21 protein-coding genes and 1 other RNA gene are annotated in these 24,911 nt (G+C 59.8%); 9 read left to right on the top strand and 13 right to left on the bottom strand.

Features of this window, described 5'->3' with window-relative positions; all coding sequences use genetic code 11:
* Nucleotides 1-11 precede the first annotated feature (11 nt).
* Nucleotides 12-142: non-coding RNA, RtT sRNA (locus GJV78_RS08540), on the top strand.
* A gap of 441 nt (nucleotides 143-583) precedes the next feature.
* On the opposite strand, the gene narI is transcribed toward GJV78_RS08540, so the two are convergent.
* The 5 genes from narI to GJV78_RS08515 form a co-directional block, all read right to left on the bottom strand.
* Nucleotides 584-1,261 carry a respiratory nitrate reductase subunit gamma gene (gene narI, locus GJV78_RS08535; protein ID WP_155107930.1) on the bottom strand — a complete coding sequence of 226 codons (678 nt, stop codon included), beginning with the start codon at nucleotides 1,259-1,261 and terminating at the stop codon, nucleotides 584-586.
* On the bottom strand, nucleotides 1,261-1,971 hold the full coding sequence (gene narJ / locus GJV78_RS08530; RefSeq protein ID WP_155107929.1) for a nitrate reductase molybdenum cofactor assembly chaperone: 711 nt from the start codon (nucleotides 1,969-1,971) through the stop codon (nucleotides 1,261-1,263). Before narJ ends, narI begins: the two co-directional genes overlap by 1 nt.
* On the bottom strand, nucleotides 1,968-3,503 hold the full coding sequence (gene narH, locus GJV78_RS08525; protein WP_155107928.1) for a nitrate reductase subunit beta: 1,536 nt from the start codon (nucleotides 3,501-3,503) through the stop codon (nucleotides 1,968-1,970). The genes narJ and narH overlap by 4 nt, the downstream gene beginning before the upstream one ends.
* Nucleotides 3,500-7,243, bottom strand: a complete 3,744-nt coding sequence (locus GJV78_RS08520; protein ID WP_155107927.1) for a nitrate reductase subunit alpha — start codon at nucleotides 7,241-7,243, stop codon at nucleotides 3,500-3,502. Before GJV78_RS08520 ends, narH begins: the two co-directional genes overlap by 4 nt.
* Nucleotides 7,244-7,675: 432 nt before the next feature.
* Nucleotides 7,676-9,067, bottom strand: a complete 1,392-nt coding sequence (locus GJV78_RS08515; RefSeq protein ID WP_155107926.1) for a NarK family nitrate/nitrite MFS transporter — start codon at nucleotides 9,065-9,067, stop codon at nucleotides 7,676-7,678.
* Nucleotides 9,068-9,413: 346 nt separating this feature from the next.
* Between GJV78_RS08515 and narX the strand changes: the two genes are divergently transcribed.
* Together narX and narL are read left to right on the top strand one after the other, a co-directional pair.
* Nucleotides 9,414-11,210, top strand: coding sequence for a nitrate/nitrite two-component system sensor histidine kinase NarX (gene narX, locus GJV78_RS08510; protein ID WP_155107925.1), 1,797 nt, complete (start codon nucleotides 9,414-9,416; stop codon nucleotides 11,208-11,210).
* Nucleotides 11,203-11,853: a two-component system response regulator NarL gene (narL, locus tag GJV78_RS08505; RefSeq protein ID WP_155107924.1), complete on the top strand. Its 651-nt coding sequence runs from the start codon at nucleotides 11,203-11,205 to the stop codon at nucleotides 11,851-11,853. Before narX ends, narL begins: the two co-directional genes overlap by 8 nt.
* Here narL and GJV78_RS08500 read toward each other — a convergent pair whose 3' ends face one another.
* Nucleotides 11,854-13,242: a YchO/YchP family invasin gene (locus GJV78_RS08500; protein WP_155107923.1), complete on the bottom strand. Its 1,389-nt coding sequence runs from the start codon at nucleotides 13,240-13,242 to the stop codon at nucleotides 11,854-11,856.
* Between the two features lie 288 nt (nucleotides 13,243-13,530).
* On the opposite strand from GJV78_RS08500, the gene GJV78_RS08495 reads away from it, so the two are divergent.
* Together GJV78_RS08495 and GJV78_RS08490 are read left to right on the top strand one after the other, a co-directional pair.
* Nucleotides 13,531-13,884, top strand: a complete 354-nt coding sequence (locus tag GJV78_RS08495; RefSeq protein WP_155107922.1) for a DsrE/DsrF/TusD sulfur relay family protein — start codon at nucleotides 13,531-13,533, stop codon at nucleotides 13,882-13,884.
* Nucleotides 13,885-14,135: 251 nt separating this feature from the next.
* Complete coding sequence (locus tag GJV78_RS08490; RefSeq protein ID WP_155107921.1) at nucleotides 14,136-14,381, top strand: DUF1883 domain-containing protein; 246 nt, start codon at nucleotides 14,136-14,138, stop codon at nucleotides 14,379-14,381.
* A 67-nt stretch (nucleotides 14,382-14,448) separates the two neighbouring features.
* Here the strand turns inward: GJV78_RS08490 and chaB are convergent, their stop codons facing one another.
* Nucleotides 14,449-14,676, bottom strand: coding sequence for a putative cation transport regulator ChaB (gene chaB / locus GJV78_RS08485; protein WP_155107920.1), 228 nt, complete (start codon nucleotides 14,674-14,676; stop codon nucleotides 14,449-14,451).
* 468 nt (nucleotides 14,677-15,144) lie between these two features.
* Between chaB and chaA the strand changes: the two genes are divergently transcribed.
* A complete protein-coding gene (chaA, locus tag GJV78_RS08480) occupies nucleotides 15,145-16,245 on the top strand; it encodes a sodium-potassium/proton antiporter ChaA (RefSeq protein ID WP_155107919.1) in 1,101 nt (366 codons plus the stop codon).
* A 91-nt stretch (nucleotides 16,246-16,336) separates the two neighbouring features.
* On the opposite strand, the gene kdsA is transcribed toward chaA, so the two are convergent.
* The 6 genes from kdsA to hemA are packed head-to-tail and all read right to left on the bottom strand — an operon-like array spanning nucleotide 16,337 to nucleotide 21,640.
* Nucleotides 16,337-17,191 (bottom strand): 3-deoxy-8-phosphooctulonate synthase, encoded by an 855-nt coding sequence (gene kdsA / locus GJV78_RS08475; RefSeq protein WP_155107918.1) that lies wholly within the window; start codon nucleotides 17,189-17,191, stop codon nucleotides 16,337-16,339.
* A gap of 36 nt (nucleotides 17,192-17,227) precedes the next feature.
* Nucleotides 17,228-18,037 (bottom strand): invasion regulator SirB1, encoded by an 810-nt coding sequence (sirB1, locus tag GJV78_RS08470; protein ID WP_155107917.1) that lies wholly within the window; start codon nucleotides 18,035-18,037, stop codon nucleotides 17,228-17,230.
* Nucleotides 18,038-18,040: 3 nt separating this feature from the next.
* Entirely contained in the window at nucleotides 18,041-18,433 is a 393-nt protein-coding gene (gene sirB2, locus GJV78_RS08465; protein WP_155107916.1) for an invasion regulator SirB2, read from the bottom strand.
* Entirely contained in the window at nucleotides 18,433-19,263 is an 831-nt protein-coding gene (gene prmC / locus GJV78_RS08460) for a peptide chain release factor N(5)-glutamine methyltransferase (RefSeq protein WP_155107915.1), read from the bottom strand. The genes sirB2 and prmC overlap by 1 nt, the downstream gene beginning before the upstream one ends.
* Nucleotides 19,263-20,345, bottom strand: a complete 1,083-nt coding sequence (gene prfA / locus GJV78_RS08455) for a peptide chain release factor 1 (protein WP_155107914.1) — start codon at nucleotides 20,343-20,345, stop codon at nucleotides 19,263-19,265. The genes prmC and prfA overlap by 1 nt, the downstream gene beginning before the upstream one ends.
* Nucleotides 20,346-20,383: 38 nt before the next feature.
* Complete coding sequence (gene hemA / locus GJV78_RS08450; protein WP_155107913.1) at nucleotides 20,384-21,640, bottom strand: glutamyl-tRNA reductase; 1,257 nt, start codon at nucleotides 21,638-21,640, stop codon at nucleotides 20,384-20,386.
* A 305-nt stretch (nucleotides 21,641-21,945) separates the two neighbouring features.
* Here hemA and lolB point away from each other — a divergent pair, with 305 nt between their 5' ends.
* The 3 genes from lolB (at nucleotide 21,946) to prs (ending at nucleotide 24,631) form a co-directional block, all read left to right on the top strand.
* Entirely contained in the window at nucleotides 21,946-22,569 is a 624-nt protein-coding gene (gene lolB, locus GJV78_RS08445; protein ID WP_155107912.1) for a lipoprotein insertase outer membrane protein LolB, read from the top strand.
* Nucleotides 22,566-23,417: a 4-(cytidine 5'-diphospho)-2-C-methyl-D-erythritol kinase gene (gene ispE, locus GJV78_RS08440; RefSeq protein ID WP_155107911.1), complete on the top strand. Its 852-nt coding sequence runs from the start codon at nucleotides 22,566-22,568 to the stop codon at nucleotides 23,415-23,417. Before lolB ends, ispE begins: the two co-directional genes overlap by 4 nt.
* 266 nt (nucleotides 23,418-23,683) lie before the next feature.
* Entirely contained in the window at nucleotides 23,684-24,631 is a 948-nt protein-coding gene (gene prs, locus GJV78_RS08435) for a ribose-phosphate diphosphokinase (RefSeq protein WP_167519463.1), read from the top strand.
* Nucleotides 24,632-24,911: the final 280 nt, after the last annotated feature.

The following is a 24,911-nucleotide window of genomic DNA, read 5'->3' as shown; positions in this document are numbered from 1 at the left end:
TCAGCGCCCCGTTTTTCTCCTGAGGGGGAAGGACGAGAACCTTCGATTAAGGTTCGATTCGAGCGTAGCGAGAAAGCGTTGCCGCAGGCAACGACCCGAAGGGCGAAGGCGCTTGCGCCGAGTAATCCTTCCCCCACCCTTCATCCTTCAGGCTGCCTCAGCGTTGGCTACGGGTCACTCGTCTCATCCATGAGGCTCGCCCTGACGGGCCGCCGCTAAACGGCGTTCAAATCTGCTCCCGACAGATTTGTCATTCGCCCCGGTCACATAGCTATCTATGCTCCCGGAGACTCATTCTCTTGCCGCCTTGATGCAACCTGAATGATTTTGGGTAGATCCAATGTCCGCCAGCGACGCCTGTGAACGGATGCGGGACATACCTGTAGTTCGGGTTGGGCACAGCGTTTGAATCAGATCCCGGACCGGCCATTTACCGCAGCCGCAGAGCCGCCGGGAGAAAGACAGGCGTAAAAAAATCCGGAAATGAGAACATTTCCGGATCGATAAACGGTTAAAGGATCGATTAACCCCTCTTGCAGCGCGCGGCCCTGCACTCTGCGCAGAGCCTCACGCGATGCCGGCCTCAGCGACGGGCGCGTACAATCTGGTATTTGCGGGTCAGGTACTCAACCGGCACGCTCCAGATATGCACCAGACGCGAGAACGGGAACAGCAGGAACAGGGTCATACCCAGTACCAGGTGCAGGCGGAAAACAAGCGCCACGCCGTCCAGGTTCGCCGACGCGCCGCCGTGGAAGGTCACCACCGACTGCGCCCAGCCCACCAGCTTCATCATCTCGCTGCCGTCCATATGCTGAGCGGAGAACGGAATGGTCAGCAGTCCCAGCGCGCACTGAACCACCAGCAGGAAGAGGATCAGGAAATCCGCGCCGGTGGTGGTGGCGCGCACCCGCGGGCTGAGCAGACGCCGTTTCAGCAGCAGCACGCCGCCGACCAGCATCATTACCCCACTGGCACCGCCGCCGATCATCGCCATCTTTTGCTTCACCTCGAGCGGCAGGAAAGACTCATACATCCAGTGCGGCGTCAGCATCCCGAGGAAGTGGCCGACAAAGATACCTAAAATGCCGAAATGAAACAGGTTCGACGCCATGTTCATCCCTTTGCGATCCAGCATCTGGCTGGAGCCGGCGCGCCAGGTGTACTGGCCGTAGTCATAGCGCAGCCAGCTGCCGATCAGAAAAACCGCCCCGGCAATATAGGGATAGATGTCAAAGAAGAACATATTCAGGAAGTGCATTATTGCTGTCCTCCGGTGGAAATATTCAGATATTGCGGCGCAACGGCACCGGCAAAACGACGCTGGTGCACGGTGATCTCCGGGTCGCCACAGCCCTGGTCAGCAAAGAATTTCACCTGCTCCTCTTCCCAGACCGCGTCAAGCGCCTGCGGGGTATCGTCGCGCGCCTCGTCGGCGATTTTCTCTGCAACCTTGCGGCCGTCGATGGCGGTATCGGCCAGCTTCAGCAGCAGATCGAACAGCTCGGCATAGCGACTTTCACGCTGCTGCAGACGGGCGCTGAGCAGCGCCAGGATCGGCGCGATATCCTGCAGGCCGTTCAGCGCATCATTTTTCGGCAGTTGCGCCAGGTACTCCAGATAGAGCGGCAGGTGGTCCGGCAGCTCGCGGCTGTCCAGCACCAGGCCGTGCTGCTCATACTGAGCCATCAGATCCACCATCGCCTGACCGCGATCGCGGGACTCGCCGTGCACGTGTTCGAACAGCAGCAGCGAGGTGGCGCGGCCGCGATCGAACAGTTCGCTGTAGCTGGCCTGGACGTCCAGCATCTCCTGGGCGGTTAAATCGCGCAGGAAGACGCCCAGGGCGTGGGCATCCTCTTTGCTGAGGTTTTCTGAGGCGGCCAGCGCATCATAAAACTCCTGCTGATGCTGCCATAAGGCGGCATCCGGGTACTCCAGCAGGCGCGAAACAATGAGTAATTCAATCATTGGCGCGGCTCCGTTTTGCGGGTGACATCAACGGCGTCGATGCGGCGGCTGTTGAACAGGTTGAATTTGCTCTCCGACCCGTGGCAGCCGTCGCCGAAGGTAAAGCCGCAGCCGCTCTTTTCCGGGAAGGCGTCGCGGGCCAGCTCGCGATGGCTGCCCGGCACCACGAAGCGATCCTCATAGTTGGCGATAGCCAGATAGCGGTACATCTCCTGGGCCTGCGCTTCGCTTAAGCCCACCTCTTCCAGCGCCCGGGTGTCGACTTTACCGTCAACGCTCTCTGCGCGCTTGTAGTGACGCATCGCCAGCATTCTTTTGAGCGCCAGCAGCACCGGCTGGGTATCCCCCGCGGTCAGCAGGTTAGCCAGGTACTGAACCGGAATGCGCAGGCTCTCCACGTCCGGCAGAATGCCGTTGCTGCCAAGCTCGCCCGCGTCGGCGGCGGACTGGATCGGCGACAGCGGCGGCACGTACCAGACCATCGGCAGGGTGCGATATTCCGGGTGCAGCGGCAGGGCCAGCTTCCAGTCCATCGCCATTTTGTACACCGGCGACTGCTGCGCCGCGTCGATAACGCTCTGCGGTACGCCGTCCTTCAGCGCCTGTTCAATAACCGCCGGATCGTGCGGATCGAGGAAGACGTCCAGCTGGCGCTGGTAGAGATCTTTCTCGTTTTCGGTGCTGGCCGCGCTTTCAATGGCGTCCGCATCGTACAGCAGCACGCCGAGATAGCGGATGCGGCCGACGCAGGTCTCAGAGCAGATGGTCGGCTGACCGGCTTCGATACGCGGGTAGCAGAAGATGCATTTCTCAGACTTGCCGCTCTTCCAGTTGAAGTAAATCTTCTTGTAGGGGCAGCCGGTAATGCACATGCGCCAGCCGCGGCACTTATCCTGGTCGATCAGCACAATGCCGTCTTCTTCACGCTTATAGATGGCTCCGCTCGGGCAGGTCGCCACGCACGCCGGGTTAAGGCAGTGCTCGCACAGGCGCGGCAGGTACATCATAAAGGTGTTTTCAAACTGGCCGTACATCGCCTTCTGCATGTTCTCAAAGTTGCGATCCCGGGCCAGCTTCTCGAACTCGCCGCCCAGGTCATCTTCCCAGTTCGGCCCTTTTTCAATCTTCGCCATCCGCTCGCCGGTGATCAGCGAACGGGGGCGCGCAATCGGCTGATGCTTACCTTCCGGTGCCGTACGCAGGTTCTGGTAGTCAAAGTCAAAGGGTTCGTAATAGTCATCCATACCCGGCAGATGCGGGTTGGCGAAGATTTTTCCGAGCAGCATGGCGCGGTTGCCCATTCGCGGCTGCAGCTTGCCGTTGATTTTACGGATCCAGCCGCCCTTCCACTTCTCCTGATTTTCCCAGTCGTTGGGGAAACCGACGCCCGGCTTGGTTTCAACGTTGTTGAACCACGCATACTCAACCCCTTCCCGGCTGGTCCAGACGTTTTTACAGGTAACCGAGCAGGTGTGGCAGCCGATGCATTTATCAAGATTCAGCACCATGCCGACCTGTGAACGAATTTTCATTTTACGCTCTCCTGTACCTGGTCATTGCCTTCGCCATCCAACCAGTTAATGTTTTTCATCTTACGCACAACAACAAACTCATCGCGGTTAGAACCCACGGTTCCGTAGTAGTTAAAGCCGTAGGCCAGCTGGGCATAGCCGCCGATCATATGGGTCGGTTTCGGCGTAATACGGGTAACCGAGTTATGGATCCCCCCGCGCTGGCCGGTAATTTCTGAACCCGGCAGATTCACAATGCGCTCCTGGGCGTGATACATCATGGTCATTCCGGCCGGCACGCGCTGGCTGACCACCGCCCGCGCGGTCAGCGCACCGTTGGTGTTGAAGACTTCGATCCAGTCGTTATCCTCAACGCCCAGATCTTTAGCGTCGGACTCGCTCAGCCACACGACCGGCCCGCCGCGCCCCAGGGTCAGCATCAGCAGGTTGTCGCTGTAGGTGGAGTGGATACCCCACTTCTGGTGCGGCGTCAGGAAGTTCAGCGCTTTTTCCGGGTTGCCGTTGGCGCTTTCGCCCATCACCGCTTTCACCGAGCGGGTGTCGATAGGCGGACGGTACACCAGCAGGCTTTCGCCGAAATCGCGCATCCACTGATGATCCTGATACAGCGACTGGCGACCGGACAGCGTGCGCCACGGGATCAGCTCGTGAACGTTGGTATAGCCGGCGTTATAAGAGACGTGCTCATCCTCAAGGCCGGACCAGGTCGGGCTGGAGATAATTTTGCGCGGCTGGGCCTGGATATCGCGGAAGCGGATCTTCTCATCTTCCTTATTAAGCGCCAGATGCGTATGGTCGCGGCCGGTAAATTCACTTAGCGCCGCCCAGGCCTTCACCGCCACCTGGCCGTTGGTTTCGGGAGCCAGAGTGAGGATCATCTCCGCCGCGTCGATGGCGGTGTTCAGCATTGGCTGGCCTTTCGCCGGGCCTTCCGCCTTGGTGTAGTTAAGCTTGCGCAGCAGGTCCATCTCGCTCTGAGTGTTCCAGGCGATGCCCTTGCCGCCGTTGCCGATTTTTTCCATCAGCGGGCCGATGGAGGTAAAGCGCTCCCAGGTGGCCGGATAGTCGCGCTCGACGGTCATAATGTGCGGCGCGGTTTTCCCCGGAATCAGATCGCATTCGCCTTTTTTCCAGTCCAGCACGCCCAGCGGCTGCGCCAGCTCGGCGCTTGAGTCGTGCTGAATCGGCAGCGTCACCACGTCGGTCTCTTTCCCGAGGTGGCCAACGCACACTTCGGAGAAGCGCTTCGCAATGCCTTTATAGATTTCCCAGTCGCTTTTAGACTCCCAGGCCGGATCGACGGCGGCGGACAGCGGATGAATAAACGGATGCATATCCGAGGTATTCATGTCGTCTTTTTCATACCAGGTGGCGGTCGGCAGCACGATGTCGGAATAGAGGCAGGTGCTGGAGAGGCGGAAGTCCAGGGTGACCACCAGATCCAGTTTGCCGTCGAGGCCGTTGTCGAGCCACTCCACTTCCTCCGGCTTGACGCCGCTCTGCTCGCCAAGATCTTTCCCCTGGATGCCGTGTTCGGTGCCGAGCAGATACTTCAGCATGAACTCATGGCCCTTACCGGAGGAGCCGAGCAGGTTGGAGCGCCAGATAAACAGGTTACGCGGGTGGTTTTTACCGTTTTCCGGCTGCTCTGCCGCAAAGCGGATAGAGCCTTCTTTCAGCGCCTTCACGGTGTAATCCACCGGATTCATCCCGGCCTTCTCCGCGTCGCGGGCAATGTACAGCGGGTTGGTGCCCAGCTGCGGTGCCGACGGCAGCCAGCCCATCCGCTCGGCGCGAACGTTGAAATCAATCAGATGGCCGCTGTAGCGGGATTTATCCGCCATCGGCGACAGCAGCTCCTGGGCGGTAACCGTCTCATAGCGCCACTGGCTGGAGTGGTTATAGAAGTAAGAGGTGCTGTTCATATGGCGCGGCGGGCGCTGCCAGTCAAGGGCAAAGGCCAGCGGCTGCCAGCCGGTCTGCGGACGCAGCTTCTCCTGGCCCACGTAGTGCGCCCAGCCGCCGCCGCTCTGACCGATACAGCCGCAGAACACCAGCATATTAATCAGACCGCGATAGTTCATATCGAGGTGATACCAGTGGTTCAGACCGCCGCCGACGATGATCATCGAACGACCGTGGGTCTTATCGGCGTTATCGGCAAATTCGCGGGCGATACGCACAATCTGCGCGCGCGGAACGCCGGTGATCTGCTCGGCCCACGCCGGGGTATAAGCTTTAATATCGTCGTAGCCGGTGGCGCAGTTAGCATCGTTCAGGCCACGCTCGAGGCCGTAGTTGGCCATTGTCAGGTCATAAACGGTGGTCACCAGCGCGGAGGAGCCGTCCGCCAGCTGCAGGCGCTTCGCCGGCAGCTTGTGCAGCAGGACGTTTTCCAGGTCCACCTTATTAAAGTGCTCGCTGCCTTCGCCACCAAAGTACGGGAAGCCCACCTCGGCGATTTCGTCCTGGCTGCCCATCAGGCTTAGCTGCAGCTCGGTCTCTTCGCCGGAGGTGCCGTCGCGCTGCTCCAGGTTCCACTTGCCCTTCTCGCCCCAGCGGAAGCCGATAGAGCCGTTCGGAGCCACCAGATCGCCGTTGCGGTTAACGGCGACGGTTTTCCATTCCGGGTTGTTTTCCTGACCCAGAGCGTCCACCAGATCGGCGGCGCGCAGCATACGGCCGGCGGCGTAATAACCGTCGCGCGCTTCGAGCATCACCAGCATCGGCATGTCGGTATAGCGGCGCACGTAGTCGGTGAAATACTGGCTTGGGTTATCGAGGTGGAACTCACGCAGCATCACGTGGCCCATCGCCAGCGCCATCGCGGCGTCGGTGCCCTGCTTCGGTGCCAGCCACAGATCGCACAGCTTGGCGATTTCGGCATAGTCCGGGGTGATGGCTACGGTCTTGGTGCCCTTGTAGCGCACTTCTGTAAAGAAGTGGGCGTCCGGGGTTCGGGTCTGCGGGACGTTGGAGCCCCAGGCGAGAATATAGCTGGAGTTGTACCAGTCGGCGGATTCCGGCACGTCGGTCTGCTCGCCCCAGGTCTGTGGGGAAGAGGGCGGCAGGTCGCAGTACCAGTCGTAGAAGCTCAGGCAGGTGCCGCCGATCAGCGAAAGATAGCGCGCTCCGGAAGCGTAAGAGACCATCGACATCGCCGGGATCGGCGAGAAGCCGGCCACGCGGTCCGGGCCGTAGGTTTTCACGGTATAGACGTTAGACGCCGCAATCAGTTCGTTCACTTCCTGCCAGGAGGAGCGCACGAAGCCGCCGCGCCCGCGCGCCTGCTTGAAGCTTTTCGCTTTGTCGCTGTCTTCGATAATGGAGGCCCAGGCGTCAACCGGATCGCTGTGCAGCTTTTTCGCTTCACGCCACATTTTCATCAGGCGTTTACGCATCAGCGGGTATTTCAGGCGGTTGGCGCTGTAGAGATACCAGGAGTAGCTGGCACCGCGCGGGCAGCCGCGGGGTTCATGGTTAGGCATATCCGGGCGGGTTCGGGGGTAGTCGGTCTGCTGGGTTTCCCAGGTGACCAGGCCATTCTTAACGTAGATTTTCCAGCTGCAGGAGCCGGTGCAGTTTACCCCGTGGGTAGAGCGCACAATTTTGTCATGCTGCCAGCGCTGGCGGTATCCATCCTCCCAGTCCCGATTGGTCTCGAGAAGCTGGCCATGCCCGTCTGCAAAGGTTTCGCCCTTCTGTTTGAAGTAGCGAAACCGGTCCAGGAATTTACTCATCGGTGTTCTCCTGTGGGAGCCTGAAAGCTCTCTCTGATAAGTCGACATTGCGGGCGACATCTCTTGCCTGACCGCTCAGGGATGTCGTCTTTGATTGACAGCGAAGGTAACCGTCTGAAAGGGCGTCAGAATTGATAACGATCAAGACGAACCGGGATGAAAAGGTGGGACATCTCTCAAACTACCCCCAAAGTGTAATCACTTTTATCTATATAATCTTATGAAATATAAAGTTATTTTTTCATCTAATCACGCCGTGAATACTCTATTATCAACGGACGGGTATTAAGGAGTATCCGCCCTGCCTGACGGGGTTACTCACCGGCTGCGGCGTCCCGCTGCGCCGCATAATCTGTAAGTATGTTGTAACTAATCAGGGATAAAAAAAAGCGCGGCCATCGACCGCGCAAAAGGGTTAATAAACAACTATTTTTATTTTTTTATCTTCCGTCCGTAGACCAGCCAGGTAATTACCACGCAGGCAATATAGAACACCAGGAACGCCTTCATGGCCCCCACCGGCGAACCGGTCAGCGCCAGCGAGGTGCCGAACGCTTTGGGAATAAAGAAGCCGCCAATCGCGCCAATGGCCGAAATAAAGCCCAGCGCCGCCGCGGTATCGGTGGCCGCTTCACGCATTGCCTTCTCTTCCGAACCGCCCTCGGCTTTGACCCGATCCATCGTCAGCTTGCGGAAGATCACCGAAATCATCTGGAAGGTGGAGCCGCTGCCCAGCCCGGAGGTCAAAAACAGTGCCAGGAAGACCGCGAAAAAGGCGATAAAGCTACCGCCCTCGCCGTTCGCCGGCAGGGTGAGGAACAGCAGGCCGCTGAAAATCGCCATCAGCACGAAGTTGATCAACGTGACCCGCGTGCCGCCCAGGCGATCGGAGATCGCCCCGCCCGCCGAGCGCGCCAGCGCGCCGACCAGCGGACCGAAGAAGGCGTAATGCAGGATCTGCACGTCCGGAAACTGGGTTTTCGACAGCATCGCAAAGCCGGCGGAAAAGCCGATAAAGGAGCCGAAGGTCGCCAGATAAAGCAGGCTCATGATCCACAGATGCCCGCGCTTAAGCACCGGCAGCTGCTCCCTGAGCGAGGCCTTTGACGTCGCCAGCTCGTTCATGCCAAACCAGGCCGCGAGGGTGAAAATAGCGAGGAACGGCACCCAGATCCACGCCGCGTTGGCCAGGTAAAGCTGAGTGCCGTCCGGCTGTTCAACGCCCTGGCTACCGAAGGCGGCGAAAATAGACAGCGACACCACCAGCGGCGCAACCAGCTGCATCACGCTGACGCCCATATTACCGAGGCCGCCGTTCAAACCCAGCGCCCCGCCCTGCTTCTGTTTCGGGAAGAAGAAGCTGATGTTGGCCATACTGGAGGCAAAGTTCGCCCCGGCGAAACCGCACAGCAGGGAGATAATAATAAAGGTACTGAACGGCGTAGAGGTATCCTGCACCGCAAAGCCCAGCCAGAGGCACGGAATAATCAGAACGCCGGTGCTTAACGCGGTCCAGCGCCGTCCGCCGAACAGCGGCACCATAAAGGAGTAAGGCACGCGCAGCAGCGCGCCGGAGACCGACGGCAGCGCCGTCAGCATAAACAGTTGATCGGTTGAGAAATTAAAGCCTACCTTCGGCAGATTAACCGCCACCGCGCTGAATAGCATCCAGACGCAAAACGCCAGCAGCAGGCAGGGAATGGAGATCCACAGGTTGCGGCTGGCGATACGCCGACCGCGCTGTTCCCAGAATGCCGGATCTTCCGGCCGCCATTCCGTGATAACAGCCCCGGATGCCCTTTCCGGGGCGGATGAATGACTCATAGACACCTCTGACACTTGATTTGATGGCTGCCACCTTAGGGTCTGCCGCCGCCGGTAAGTTGATATGAATCAAAGGAAAAGTCGACATTATTAATGCCAATAATTTATCATCCTCCCAAATGAGTAGTTCCTGAAGGCTAAAAAGACGTGGTATTTCACGGCGCTGCTGGCCGCATCTCACGGTGGCTGTATTTTCCTGCCACCGGCGGCAATTAAGAGGTAACTCGCTATAGGTATGGGTATACTCCGGACGATAAACGAGAATAACGCCATTGCCGCCAGGGGCGGCGGCATCGTCATCGCTATCAAGGTTGCCACAACCCGGGTGCCAGAAGGAAGCCGTCCTATGTTTAAACGTTGTCTCTCCCCGCTTACGCTGGTTAACCAGCTGGCGCTTATCGTCATGCTCTCTACGGCCATCGGACTGGCAGGCATGGCCGTTTCCGGCTGGCTGGTGCTGGGGGTGCAGGGTAGCGCCCACGCCATCAACAAGGCGGGCTCCCTGCGCATGCAGAGCTATCGACTGCTGGCCGCGGTGCCGCTGAATAACGACAGCCGCCGGCTGCTGAAGGAGATGGAGCAAACCGCCTTCAGCCCTGAGCTGATCCGCGCGGCGAATCGCGACGGTCAGCAGCAACAGCTGAAGACGCTACAGGACTACTGGCACACTCATCTGGCACCGGGGTTGCTGCAGGCCAGTGACCGCAGCGCCGTCGCCGCCGACGTCGCCCACTTCACGGCGGGGCTGGATCGGCTGGTTTCCGCCTTTGATCACACTACCGAAATGCGCATTGCGCGGGTGGTGATGGTGCACCGGATGATGGCGATTTTTATGGCCCTGCTGCTGGTGTTTACCATCGTCTGGCTGCGGGTGCGTCTGCTGAAGCCGTGGAAGCAGCTGCTGGCAATGGCCCGGGCCGTCAGCCAGCGCGACTTTACCCAACGCGCCCGGATTGGCGGGCGCAACGAGATGGCGGCGCTGGGGACGGCGTTTAATAATATGTCCGCAGAGCTGGCCGAAAGCTATGCGATACTGGAGCAGCGGGTGCGGGAGAAAACCGCCGGGCTGGAGCAAAAAAATCAGATCCTCTCCTTCCTGTGGCAGGCCAACCGCCGGCTGCATTCCCAGGTGCCCATGTGCGAACGGCTCTCCCCGGTACTCAATGGCCTGCAGAATTTAACCCAGCTGCACGACATTGAGCTGCGGGTCTACGACATTGACGATGAAGAGAACCATCAGGAGTTTACCTGCCAGACCGATCTCAGCTGTGACGACAAGGGTTGCAGCCTCTGCCCGGGGGACGTGCTGCCGAAGATCGACGGCGGCACCACACTGAAGTGGCGTTTAACCGACGCTCATACCCAGTACGGCATTCTGCTGGCGACGCTGCCCTACGGACGCCAGCTCAGCCACGATCAGCAGCAGCTGGTGGACACCCTCGTCGAACAACTTACCGCCACCCTGGCGCTGGACCATCATCAGGAACGCCAGCAGCAGTTGATCGTAATGGAAGAGCGTGCAACTATTGCGCGCGAACTGCATGATTCTATTGCACAATCGCTCTCCTGCATGAAGATGCAGGTTAGCTGCCTGCAGATGCAGGGCGGGCAGTTGCCGGAAAACTGTCGCGATCTGCTGAGCCAAATCCGCAATGAGCTGAACACCTCCTGGGTGCAGCTGCGCGAGCTGTTAACCACCTTCCGGCTACAGCTGACGGAGCCGGGCCTGCGTCCGGCGCTGGAGGCCAGCTGTCAGGAGTACAGCGTCCGGTTTGGCTTCCCGGTGAAGCTGGACTACCAGCTGCCGCCGCGGCGGGTCCCCACGCATCAGGCGATTCACCTGCTGCAGATCGCCCGCGAGGCGCTGAGCAATGCCCTTAAGCACTCACAGGCCGACGAAGTGGTGGTCGCTGTGGTACAAAACGGCAAACAGATCAAACTGACGGTACAGGATAACGGCCACGGCGTACCGGAAAACGCCGAACGCAGCAACCACTACGGCATGATCATCATGCGCGATCGCGCCCAGAGCCTGCGCGGCAGCTGCCAGGTGCGCCGCCGCAAAGCGGGCGGTACAGAGGTTGTCGTCACATTTATTCCCGAAACAAACTTTAGCGAAAACCAGGGAGATACCCATGAATAATCAGGAACCGGCCACCATCTTGCTCATTGACGATCATCCCATGCTGCGGACCGGCGTAAAACAGCTGATCAGCATGGCCCCCGACATCAGCGTAGTCGGCGAGGCCAGCAACGGCGAGCAGGGTATCGAACTGGCGGAGGCCCTCGATCCCGATCTGATCCTGCTGGATCTCAACATGCCCGGCATGAACGGCCTGGAGACGCTGGACAAGCTGCGCGAGAAGACCCTCTCCGGGCGCATTGTGGTATTCAGCGTCTCCAACCATGAGGAGGACGTGGTGACGGCGCTGAAGCGCGGCGCTGACGGCTATCTGCTGAAGGACATGGAGCCGGAAGACCTGCTTAAATCCCTGCAGCAGGCGGCGGCAGGCGAAATGGTGCTCAGCGAAGCCCTGACCCCGGTACTGGCCGCCAGCCTGCGCGCCAACCGCGCCACCACCGATCGCGACGTTACCCAGCTGACCCCGCGCGAGCGCGATATCCTGAAGCTGATTGCCCAGGGGCTGCCGAATAAAATGATCGCCCGACGCCTCGATATCACCGAAAGCACCGTGAAAGTGCACGTCAAACATATGCTGAAAAAAATGAAGCTCAAGTCCCGCGTTGAAGCGGCGGTATGGGTGCATCAGGAACGCATCTTCTGATTACTCCTCCGGGAGCAGCCTCCAGCGCGGATCGTCACCCGGCATCGCCATCAGCGGTTCGCTCAGCGCCAGCGTGATCGCATTGGATGAGACGCGCTGCCCCTTATTATCCTCAATGATTACCGACAGCCGCCAGCGGTTCGTCGCCCCCTCCCTGCCATCCCAGGCGGGCATGATAATGGTCCAGCCGTCGATGCCGTTGGCATCACGACCGGCGGTCAGGCTGAGCGCCCGGGTGTCTCCCTGCCAGATGGGGCGACGAACGCCGTACAGGCTATGCACCTGGAGCTTCAGCGCCACCGTCTCGCCCGGCTGCAGATCCCACGGCGGGGTGGCGAGAAACACGCTCAGGGTTTTACGCTGCCGATATTCGAACGTTGGCAGGTTGCTGCGCTGCGGCGCGTCGTAGCGGCTGCCGCGCAGCGCTTTGCTCTCCGCCACTTCGGCGGACGAGAGCTGTTTTTTTAACGGCACCCCAAAGCGGTAGCTAAGGTTCAACCCCACCTTATTGCGGCTGATGCCGTTCTCCCCCTGCTTGTGCTGGGCGGTCACCGTCACCAGCGGCACCGGGGTATAGTTCAGCCCCAGCTTTACCGCCAGCGGATCGTGATAGCCGGTGCCGGAGTCAAACAGATCGACGCGGTCGCCAAAGTAGTGCTCCACGCTGACGCTGGTATTAATCTGCCGGTAAAACGGCATCCGCATCTCTGCGGTTACATCGTAACCCCGCGCCATTCGCTGCTGGCGGGTGGACGTCTGTTCGCGCCAGCCGTCGAGCGGCTGGTAATAGTTGGCAGAGAACCGCAGATTTTCCCCCCATGCCTCCGCCCCCAGCCCGGCGCGCTGCAGATTTTCATCGAGCAGACTATCGTAGAAGGTGCTATAGCCCAAAAGCCAGCCCTCATAGTCCCAGCGCTGGCCGATGCCCAGATTACTGACCAGGCCATCGTCCTGGCGGGTCAGCCCCAGCTGGCTCCAGGTGAGACGGCGCGGACTGTCCTGCCACGGAATAAACCAGCTGCCCCGGCTGCCGTTAAATTTCCCTTCTTTATTGACCTGCAGACTGACGCTGGCGTTTCCCCAGGGCGAAAGCCAGCTCTCCAGCCGCTGGCTGAGCCGGCTGCTGAGCGCGTCGCGCACCCGGCCAAACGCAAACTGGCGGGCGCGTTCACCGGCGGGGAGCGGGCTGTCGCTCATGCTCGCTTCGCCAAATGCCTTAAGCATTCCGGCGAGATGCTTTTCGCCATCGGCGGATTCCGACGGCGCGCCCAGATCGGGCAGCCCGGCAATCGTCGTCTGGCGGGCGGGCGCAGGCTGCGCCTCTGCCAGCGCACCGGCGGGCAGTAAAAGTAGCGAAAAGAAGATAAGGTAACGGTCAAAATGGCTCAAAACGTCGGCAGCTTCTTACATCAAATACGCTGAGCGTAAACCTTACCTCCGATTCAGCGGCTTTGCAGCTTTTTCTCACGCTTTCAGGAATATCTCCCGATGGTGTATAAAAAACGCGCCACCGGCCCGCTGCCGATTGGATGCGGGGCGTTTGCGCGGTAGCATATACGCCGGACGAAGCGGATATTCCGGCTGCGGCGCGTCAGCCGTGGTCCCTGCGCTCCCGGATCGGTGCGGCGGCCGCCGTCGGCCGACAATCTTCCTTCCCCTGCGGATAAAGGAGTCAACATGCAAAAAATAGTGATCATCGCCAACGGCGCGGCGTACGGTAGTGAGTCTTTATTTAACAGCCTGCGTCTGGCCATTGCCCTGCGCGAACAGAACGGCGAGCTCGATCTGCGGCTGTTCCTGATGTCTGACGCCGTAACGGCCGGCCTGCGCGGCCAGAAGCCCGCCGAAGGCTACAGCATCCAGCAGATGCTGGAGATCCTGACCGCCCAGAACGTGCCGGTGAAGCTATGCAAAACCTGCGCCGACGGCCGTGGGATCGCCGGTCTGCCCCTGATCGACGGCGTGGAAATCGGTACGCTGGTCGAGCTGGCACAGTGGACGCTGGCAGCGGATAAGGTTCTGACCTTCTGACGCCGGCAGGTAAATGCACTGCTGCCAGCCGTTATTACCCGATAACAGCGCGGTCGGGCGCGGCGTTAACAACCATTCCTGCGTCCGAATCAGCGGCGAGTGCAATATTATCTTAATTGTTTACCCGCCATGCCATTTTTTGATCAAAATCAGCATCCCCCGCTTAACCCTTTGGTGTTATTCGCTGAGTGAAAATTGAACGACACACAGGACTTACCGCAGGGAGCGCATCACCTGACAACGGGGGAAAAATGGCACTGGTAAAAGCAAGTCTGACACTGTTTGGCGGAGATACGGTTATCGTGCGCTGCTCTGCACCCAGCCGCATCCATCTGATGAGCGACCAGGCGCAGAGTAAAGAGACGCTGTGCGATACCCTGAGCGTACAGGATCGCCACAGCGCGTGGCTGACGGTTCCCTATACCGGCGTCTGGAACATTGTTATCGACAGCCGTAGCCAGTCGCTGGAGCACTCCATCAGCTATGTCGCCGCCTGACCCGGCCCCGTTTCCGGGGGTACGGCAGGGGCGGGCAACGTCAGATAAAGCAATGCGCCGGACGGCGCTAGCTTTTTTTATGCCACTTATCATCACCTTTCCGATACGCCTTTTTTACCGCCGCCCAGGCGACCTTGTGCGCGGTCTCTTCCCGCCCGGCGTTCTCACGCCTGTCCGCCGGATCGCTGTACTGGTCCCAGGCGCTATTGAACGCCTCTTTATAAATATCCTGCGCGTGGGAAGGCAGCACGCTACGGACATTTTCCGGCAGTTCGCTTTTCGCTGAATAAGGCATAACAGGCTCCTGTTGCGGATTAAATAAACAGTGTGGTCGGCGATCCCTCCCCCCGCAAGCCCGCCGCGACTTTTGTTTTAATGCAAATATATACCCTAAATAATTCAAGTTGCAGGAAGGCGGAAACGCAGTGAGTCCCCGGGAGCTTACTGGAGTAAGTGACCGGGGTGAGCAAGGAAGCCAACGCACATGCAACTTGAAGTATGACGGGTATAAGTTTTTGTTAATTAAACACTCTCTTACCCAGAAAGTCTTTTTCTCGCTTTTCAGGCCGTTAAAACAGTAACCCGGTAAAATTAAGTAAAAAAACGCCAGTTATCGCGCGGTTTCTGCTATTTTTCACCATCTTTAACCCACTTATAATGACATTCTCCCCTTTCACCAGCGCTGCGGCTCTTTCAGGCCGGAGCAGGCCCTGGCTTTGAGGCGGGGGAGCGTCTACAACACCTGCGGACATGGAGAACAATAATGACGCATACGCAAGAGGCGGTAAAAACCCGCCACAAGGAGTCCTCCCTTATTTTCCCGGCGCTGGCGCTGGTCGTGCTGTTTTTATGGGGCAACAGCGCGTCGTTACCAGCGGTTATCGGCATTAATATTCTCGCTCTGGTCGGCATCTTAAGCAGCGCCTTCAGCGTGGTGCGCCATGCGGATGTACTGGCCCACCGGCTTGGCGAACCCTACGGTTCATTAATTTTAAGCCTTTCGGTGGTGATCCTTGAGGTCAGCCTGATTTCCGCACTGATGGCCACCGGTGACGCCGCGCCGACCCTGATGCGCGACACCCTCTATTCCATCATTATGATTGTCACCGGCGGGCTGGTAGGCTTTTCCCTGCTGCTCGGCGGCCGGAAGTTTGCCACTCAGCATATGAACCTGTTCGGCATCAAGCAGTATCTGATCGCCCTGTTCCCGCTGGCGATTATCGTGCTGGTCTTCCCGATGACGCTCTCAGGCGCGAATTTCACCACCGGCCAGGCGCTGCTGGTGGCGCTGATTTCCGCCGCCATGTACGGCGTGTTCCTGCTGATCCAGACCAAAACCCATCAGAGCCTGTTTGTTTACGAGCATGAAGACGATGGCGATGATGACGATCCGCACCACGGCAAACCTTCCGCGCACAGCAACCTGTGGCACGCGGTCTGGCTGATCGTGCACCTCATTGCGGTGATCGCGGTGACCAAGATGAACGCCGCACCGCTGGAGATGCTGCTGGGCGAGCTGAACGCGCCGGTGGCCTTTACCGGCTTCCTCGTGGCCCTGCTTATTCTCTCCCCGGAAGGGCTGGGTGCGCTAAGGGCGGTGCTGAGCAATCAGGTACAGCGCGCCATGAACCTCTTCTTTGGTTCGGTGCTGGCCACCATCTCCCTGACGGTGCCTGTGGTGACGCTTATCGCCTGGGCGACTGGTAATACGCTGATCTTCGCCCTGGAGGCACCGGAAATGGTGGTGATGATCGCCTCGCTGATGCTCTGTCAGCTCTCCTTCTCAACCGGGCGCACCAACGTGCTGAACGGCGCGGCGCACCTGGCGCTGTTCGCCGCCTATCTGATGACCATATTTGCCTGACAAAAAAATGCCGGACGGCGGCCTGCGCCCCGTCCGGCATAAAGTTTCAGCGGCCCGCCAGGCGCTGAGGCAGCGGGCTGAACGCTCCCGCTTAGTTTTCAGTATTCAGCTCGTCAAAGCTTTTCACCAGATCGTCAATCGCCTTCATCTGCACGAGGAACGGCTCCAGCTTATCCAGCGGCAGCGCGGACGGGCCGTCGCACTTCGCGTTGGCCGGATCCGGATGCGCTTCAATAAACAGCCCCGCCAGCCCTACCGCCATACCGGCGCGCGCCAGCTCGGTCACCTGACCGCGACGACCGCTGGAGGCAGCCCCGAACGGGTCGCGGCACTGCAGCGCATGGGTAACGTCGAAAATAACCGGCGAATTGCCGGAAACTTTTTTCATCACGCTAAAGCCCAGCATGTCGACAACCAGGTTGTCATAGCCAAAATTCGCCCCGCGATCGCAAAGAATAACCTTTTCATTGCCGCCCTCGCGGAATTTATCCACGATGTTACCCATCTGGCCCGGGCTGACAAACTGCGGTTTTTTCACGTTAATTACCGCGCCGGTCTTCGCCATCGCCTCTACCAGATCGGTCTGGCGGGCCAGGAAGGCCGGAAGCTGAATCACATCCACCACCCCGGCCACCGGCTGCGCCTGGCTGGCCTCGTGCACGTCAGTAATGATTTTTACGCCGAAGGTGCGCTTCAACTCCTGGAAAATTTTCATTCCCTCTTCCAGGCCCGGCCCGCGATAAGAGTGAATAGAGGAGCGATTGGCTTTATCGAAGGAGGCCTTGAACACGTAGGGGATACCCAGCTTTTGGGTAACGGTCACGTAGTGCTCACAAATGCGCATCGCCAGATCGCGGGATTCCAGCACGTTCATACCACCAAACAGCACAAACGGCAGGTCATTCGCCACGTTGATGTCGCCAATGCTAACCACTTTTTGTTTCATAGGATCGCCTTAAACGGTAAGTAAAATATCGATTAATTAATGCAGCACAATCTGCTTGTGCGAGATGTTGTTAATCTGCGCGCGGATCATTTCGCTGATCGGATCTTCCGGGCACTGCTCCACGAAATAGCTTAAATCCGTCAGCGCCACGTGTTCGCACTGCAGCTGCGCGTAAATCAGCCCGCGATCGCGAATTTCATAAGGATCTTCCGGGTTCAGCTGCAGCAGCGCTTCGCTGGCGCGCAGGGCCAGCTCCATCTGCTGCTCCTCCATCAGAGAGGTCTTTAACGTATCGAGCAGCTTGCGGATCACCTCGGCGTTATCGGCTTCGTCGAGATCTTCGTTAAACAGCTCGGCCACCGGACTGATGTTGCCCTTCAGCCACACCTCGAGGGTGTGCTCGTTCAGCGTCTCGCCGTTAAAGGGGTTAATAAGCCACATCTCCCCCTCCTCCGACTCGATGCGCAGAATCAGCTGGGTCGGAAAAATAACAGGAACCAGCGGCAGATCCAGACGATTGGCGATCCACAGCAGGATGGCACCCAGCGACACCGCGCTGCCCTGGCGCAGCGTCAGCACCCGATCGAGCCACAGCGCATCGGAGAGACGATAAACGCCGCGGGTATCGGTAAAGCCCCATTCGCCGTAAAAAAGCGCCAGCAGCTTTTCCAGCCGCTCATCCTGCGACAACAGCGGGCTAATCTCTTCCTGCGCCAGGCTGAACAGGCGTTCCAGTTCATCCCAGACAAACTGTCCGGGAAAATCGAGGCGAATGGCCTCAGAGGCGAGGATTATTCCGTCGCACAGCGGCGCTTTATTAAATTCGAAATCAGCTAATGACCTCATGGCTTACCCCAGTAACGGTAACTTTGTGGCGGCGAGTTTAATGATGATGTACAGCACCACCAGCGCCAGCAGGAAGGCCATAAAGCGTGCCTGCGGGCTGCGCTTTTGACGGTAGTCGAGCGCAATAAAACCCAAAACGACGTAAATGATAACTCCAAACAACTTCTCAGTCAGCCATGTCCCCTCCGCGGTAAGCGGCAGGATGTGCGTTTTCACCATTAACCCGATGCCGCTGAGCAGCAGCACGCTGTCAATAACCGGCGGCAGCGCGCGCGTCAGGCGGGAGGGGGGCTGCGCCGGGCGGCAGAGCTGCCATAAATAGCGCAGCACAAACAGGCCGATACTCAGCGTCACGCTGGCGACATGTACGTTAAGCAGAAGCGAAAAAGCGTCCATCAGGCGATGCGCCCCAGCGTGATTCGCTCATTGCCGCCGTAGTCGCGGCAGGTTTCCACGTCGCAGTAGCCCGCCTGTACAAACGCCTCTCTTACCGCCGCCCCCTGCCGCCAGCCGTGCTCCAGCAGCAGAAAGCCGCCCGGAGTCAGGGCCTGCGGCGAGCGATCGATAATCCGCACGATATCCGCCATGCCGCCATCGTCCGCCACCAGCGCCGAGCGCGGCTCGAAGCGTACATCGCCCTGCGCCAGGTGCGGATCGTTTTCGTCGATATAGGGCGGATTGCTGACAATCATGTCGAAGCGCTGGCCCGCCAGCGCGCTGAACCAGTCGCTCTGCAATACGCGGACGTTGCCCATCGCGAGACGTTCGGCATTGCGGACGGCCAGCGCCACGGCGTCCGGCATCCGGTCCACCGCGGTGATTTCGCTGTCCGGACGTTCGCTGGCCAGCGCGAGGGCTATCGCCCCGCTGCCTGTGCCAAGATCGAGCACCCGACAGCGGCCGGCGGGCATACGCGCCAGCGCCTGTTCAACCAGGCACTCGGTGTCCGGGCGCGGGATCAGGGTGGCCGGCGAAACGTACAGCGGCAGCGACCAGAATTCGCGCACTCCGGTCAGATGCGCCACCGGCTCGCCCCGCTGACGGCGTGCCAGCAGCACCTGCAGCCGCGTAAGCTCCTCCGCGGTCAGCGGCGTTTCGCCGAAGGCGAGGATAAAGGTGCGCGCCCTGCCGGTGACATACTCAAGCAGGATCCCGGCGTCGCGGCGCGGGCTTTCGCTGTCCCGCAGCTGCTCCGCCGCGTCGCGCAGCCAGCTCTGATAGTCCATTATTCCTGCCCGGAGAGCGCCGCCAGCTGGTCGGCCTGGTACTCCTGGACAATCGGCTCGATAAGCATGTCCAGTTTCCCCTCCATCGCCTCATCCAGCCGGTAGAGCGTCAGGTTGATACGGTGATCGGTCACCCTTCCCTGGGGAAAGTTGTAGGTGCGATTGCGATCGCTGCGGTCGCCGCTGCCCAGCAGGTTGCGCCGGGTGGAGGCTTCCGCCTGCTGGCGCTTTGCCGTTTCGGCGGCGTGAATACGCGCCCCCAGCACCGACAGCGCTTTCGCTTTATTCTTGTGCTGTGAACGCTCGTCCTGGCACTCCACCACGATACCGGTCGGCAGGTGGGTGATGCGAATGGCCGAGTCGGTGGTATTAACGTGCTGTCCACCCGCTCCCGAAGATCGGAAAGTGTCAATACGCAGATCGGCGGGGTTGATGTCCGGCAGCTCGGCCTCCGGCAGCTCCGGCATCACTGCCACGGTACAGGCGGAGGTGTGGATGCGCCCCTGGGACTCCGTTGCCGGAACCCGCTGCACGCGGTGGCCGCCGGATTCAAACTTCAGCCGGCCGTAGACCCCGTCGCCGCTGATTTTAGCGATGATCTCTTTATAGCCGCCGTGCTCGCCTTCGCTCATGCTCACGATCTCCACCCGCCAGCGACGCGCTTCGGCATAGCGGCTGTACATGCGGAATAGATCGCCGGCAAACAGCGCGGCCTCGTCGCCGCCGGTGCCGGCGCGCACTTCGAGATACGCATTGCGCTCGTCGTCGGGATCTTTCGGCAGCAGCAGCACCTGCAGCTGCTGTTCAAGTCGTTCACTTTTCGCTTTTGCGTCCTGCAGTTCTTCCTGCGCCATCTCGCGCATTTCAGGATCGTCGAGCATCAGCTGCGCCGTGTCGATATCGTCCTGAACCTGCCGCCACTCCGTAAAGCAGCGGGTGATATCGCTTAACTGCGCGTACTCCCGCGACAGCGCGCGAAAACGCTCCTGATCGGCGATAGTTCCCGCATCGCCCAGCAGCGCCTGAACTTCTTCATGGCGTTCATGCAGGGCTTCCAGTTTGGCAACAATAGAGGGCTTCATAGGCGTCAATTCACCGTATAAAAAATAAGGGGGGACTGCTACTCCAGCCCGAGGCTGTCGCGCAGAATGCTCAGGCGTTCGTCATCCCCGTCACGGGCGGCCTGCTGAAGAGATTTGGTTGGCGCGTGGATCAGCCGGTTGGTCAGCTTCCACGCCAGATCCTGCAGGATGGCCTGCGCGTCGCCGCCCTGTTGCAGGGAGGCCAGCGCTTTGGCGGTCAGCTCATCCCGCACCTGCCCGGACTGGCTGCGGTATTCGCGAATGGTTTCGCTGGCGCTGCGGGCCCGTAGCCAGGCCATAAATTCGCTGGTCTCCTGCGCGACAATGGTTTCGGCTTCCGCCGCCGCCGCCTTGCGCTGGGCCAGGTTGTGCGAAATGATGCTCTGCAGATCGTCAACGCTGTAAAGATAGGCGTTCGCCAGCTTGCCGACCTCCGGCTCCACGTCGCGCGGCACGGCGATATCCACCAGCAGCATCGGCTGATTGCGGCGGCCTTTCAGCGCCCGCTCCACCATTCCTTTACCGATAATCGGCAGCGGGCTGGCGGTGGAGCTGATAATAATATCCGCGTCCTGCAGGCGGGCGTCGATATCGCTGAGCGAAATCACCTCGGCCCCCACCTCGTCGGCCAGCGCCTGGGCGCGCTCCCGGGTGCGGTTGGCGATGATCATCTTCTGTACTTTATGCTCGCGCAGATGACGCGCCACCAGCTCGATGGTTTCTCCGGCCCCCACCAGCAGAACGGTGACCGTGGAGAGAGATTCAAAGATCTGTCGGGCAAGGGTACAGGCGGCAAAGGCGACGGAGACGGCGCTGGCACCGATGTCGGTTTCGGTGCGCACGCGCTTGGCGACAGAGAACGATTTCTGAAACATCCGTTCCAGGGCGCTGGCGCGGAGGTGTCCGCGACTGGAATCGGCAAAGGCTTTCTTAACCTGGCCCAGAATCTGCGGCTCGCCCAGCACCAGGGAATCCAGGCCGCTGGCAACGCGCATCAGATGGCTGACGGCCTCGGTGTCCTGGTGCCAGTAGAGGCTCTCGCGCAGCTCCTCTTCGTTGAGGTTGTGGTAGTCGCACAGCCAGCGAATCAGCGCTTCCCGAAGATCTTCCTGCTCCTCAACGCTGAGGTACAGCTCCGTGCGGTTGCAGGTCGACAGCACCACTCCGCCCTGCACCATCGGCTGCGCCAGCAGGCTGTCGAGCGCCCGATCGAGGGTGTCCGGCGAAAACGTTACGCGCTCTCGCAGCGACACAGGGGCGGTTTTATGATTGATTCCGAGTGCTAAAAGGGTCATGTCTGCGGGAATAGTACCAGCGTTGATATGGTTAGTCTGCCCGCATCATACAGGATGCACGTGGCCAATAAAAGAGAGCGACTCCTTTTGGCGTAATGGCTTAGCAGAAAAATTAAGATAACCAGAACGTAGACGATCTTTCGCGTCAACGCTAGCATTAGGCTGTGTCCCTTAACCGTTCGTGAGCGTCGCCAGCGGCCCTGCGGGAGAGTGGCATTAGCAACCGATAGCCCTGCTTCGCCGGGCGGCGGCTGTTTTTCGGACCGCTAGCTAACTACAACCTATCTCAAGGATTTGACCTCATTATGACCGTGCCTGATTTACGCCCGCTCCGCCTGCTCCCCCTGGCCTGTCTGGCTCTCACCGCCTGTACGCTCAACGCGCCGAAGGGACCAGGCAAAAGCCCGGACTCCCCCCAGTGGCGTCAGCATCAGCAGGAGGTGCGTCAGCTGAATCAATACCAGACGCGCGGTTCCTTCGCCTTTCTCTCCGACGAGCATAAGGTCTATGCCCGCTTTTTCTGGCAGCAGACCGGCCAGGACCGCTACCGGCTGCTGCTGACCAACCCGCTGGGCAGCACCGAGCTGGAGCTGAACGCCCGCCCGGGCAACGTTCAGTTGGTGGATAATAAGGGCCAGCGCTACGTCGACGACGACGCCGAAGAGATGATCGGCAAACTGACCGGTATGCCGGTTCCGCTGAACAGTCTGCGCCAGTGGATTTTAGGCCTGCCGGGCAACGCCACCAACTATCGCCTCGACGACCAGTATCGCCTGAGCGAGGTGCGCTACGGCCAGAACGGCAGAAACTGGAAGGTGGTTTACGGCGCTTATGACAGCAAAACGCAGCCCGCCATGCCCGCCAGCATGGAGCTTTCCGACGGCGAGCGGCGCATTAAGTTGAAAATGGATAACTGGATTGTGAAATGAAGACCTGGTGGCCCTCTCCGGCAAAGCTGAATCTGTTTCTCTATATTACCGGCCGACGCGCCGATGGCTATCACACGCTGCAGACGCTGTTTCAGTTTCTTGACTATGGCGACACGCTGGCCATCGAGCCGCGAAGCGACGGCGAAATTCGCCTGCTGACCCCGGTTGCGGGCGTGGAGAACGAAGATAACCTGATCGTTCGCGCCGCGCGCCTGCTGATGACGGCGGCGGCCCGGAGCGGTCGCCTGCCCGCCGGCAGCGGTGCCGACATCAGCGTCGAGAAGCGCCTGCCGATGGGCGGCGGCCTCGGCGGCGGCTCCTCCAACGCGGCCACCGTGCTGGTGGCCCTCAACCATCTCTGGGGCTGCGGCCTGAGCGAGGACGAGCTGGCGACGCTCGGCCTGACTCTTGGGGCGGACGTACCGGTTTTCGTGCGCGGCCGCGCGGCCTTTGCCGAAGGGGTGGGCGAACGGCTCTCCCCGGCCAGCCCGCCGGAGAAGTGGTATCTGGTGGCGCATCCCGGGGTGAGCATCCCCACCCCGCTTATCTTTAACGATCCGCAGCTGCCGCGCAGCACGCCGGTCAGGTCGCCGGAGGCGTTATTAAAGGGGGAATTCAGTAATGATTGCGAGGTTATCGCAAGAAAACGTTTTCGCGAGGTTGATGCCGCGCTTTCCTGGCTGTTAGAATACGCGCCGTCGCGCCTGACCGGTACAGGGGCCTGTGTCTTTGCTGAATTTGATACGGAACCCCAGGCCCGTCAGGTGCTTGAGCAAGCCCCGGCCTGGCTCAACGGATTTGTGGCGAAAGGCGTTAACCTTTCCCCGCTCCATAGAGCGCTAGTCTGAATCATTCACGCTTCAGGAAGTCGGCGAGTCTGTGAGTCGCCGGGCGTACCGCCTTTTGGTGCCCCCGGCGTGATAAGACGCCGCCTGCGCGCGTGGAGCATGAGTGATGGCGACCCGGTCGGGCAAGCTGAGTTTCGGTGACAACGTCACCTTGTTCCAGACGTTGCATCGCGCTCGTTAATACACCGCCTGGAGGAATCCTGCCCGGCCCGCACAATTTTCGGCAGATTCTTTCCACTAATGGACGCATGCCTGAGGTTCTTCTCGTGCCTGATATGAAGCTTTTTGCTGGTAACGCCACCCCGGAACTGGCACAACGTATTGCCAACCGCCTGTATACTTCTCTCGGCGACGCCGCCGTAGGTCGCTTTAGCGACGGTGAAGTCAGCGTACAGATCAACGAAAATGTACGCGGTGGCGATATTTTCATCATCCAGTCCACTTGTGCCCCCACTAACGACAACCTGATGGAGCTGGTCGTTATGGTTGATGCCCTGCGCCGCGCTTCCGCAGGTCGTATCACCGCCGTTATCCCTTATTTTGGCTATGCGCGCCAGGATCGTCGCGTGCGCTCCGCCCGCGTACCGATTACCGCAAAGGTTGTCGCTGACTTCCTCTCCAGCGTCGGCGTTGACCGTGTCCTGACCGTTGACCTGCACGCTGAACAGATTCAGGGCTTCTTCGACGTGCCGGTTGATAACGTATTCGGTAGCCCGATTCTGCTGGAGGATATGCTGCAGCTGAATCTGGACAACCCGATCGTGGTTTCCCCGGACATCGGCGGCGTGGTGCGCGCCCGCGCTATCGCCAAACTGCTGAACGACACCGATATGGCGATCATCGACAAGCGTCGTCCGCGCGCTAACGTTTCCCAGGTGATGCACATCATCGGCGACGTGGCGGGCCGCGACTGCGTGCTGGTTGACGATATGATCGACACCGGCGGCACGCTGTGCAAAGCGGCGGAAGCGCTGAAAGAGCGTGGCGCGAAGCGCGTATTCGCCTATGCCACCCATCCGATCTTCTCAGGCAATGCGGCAAACAACCTGCGCAACTCGGTGATTGACGAGGTGGTGGTTTGCGACACCATTCCGCTGTCCGACGAAATCAAAGCGCTGCCGAACGTCCGCACCCTGACCCTGTCAGGTATGCTGGCCGAAGCGATTCGTCGTATCAGCAACGAAGAGTCAATCTCAGCGATGTTCGAACATTAATCGAACCCGGTCCAGAAACCCGCCGCGGCGGGTTTTTTTATCTGTAATCTTTTATACCCTAAATAATTCGAGTTGCAGGACAAAACGCAGCGCGTTTTGAACAGTCCCTGGCTGCCTCTGGTGAGAGACAGGGATGTCTCTCATTAATCCCCGGGAGCTTACTGCAGTAAGACGACAAATCTGCCTGGGGCAGATTTGAACGCCGCGCAGCGGCGGCCCGTCAGGGCGAGTCTCATGGATAAGACGAGTAACCCGAAGCCAACGCACATGCAGCCTATAG

Origin of the sequence: Intestinirhabdus alba (assembly GCF_009711095.1) — a bacterium.
GTDB lineage: Bacteria > Pseudomonadota > Gammaproteobacteria > Enterobacterales > Enterobacteriaceae > Intestinirhabdus > Intestinirhabdus alba.
Note: the sequence above shows the minus strand (reverse complement) of the source record. Positions and strands in the feature narration are given on the sequence as shown.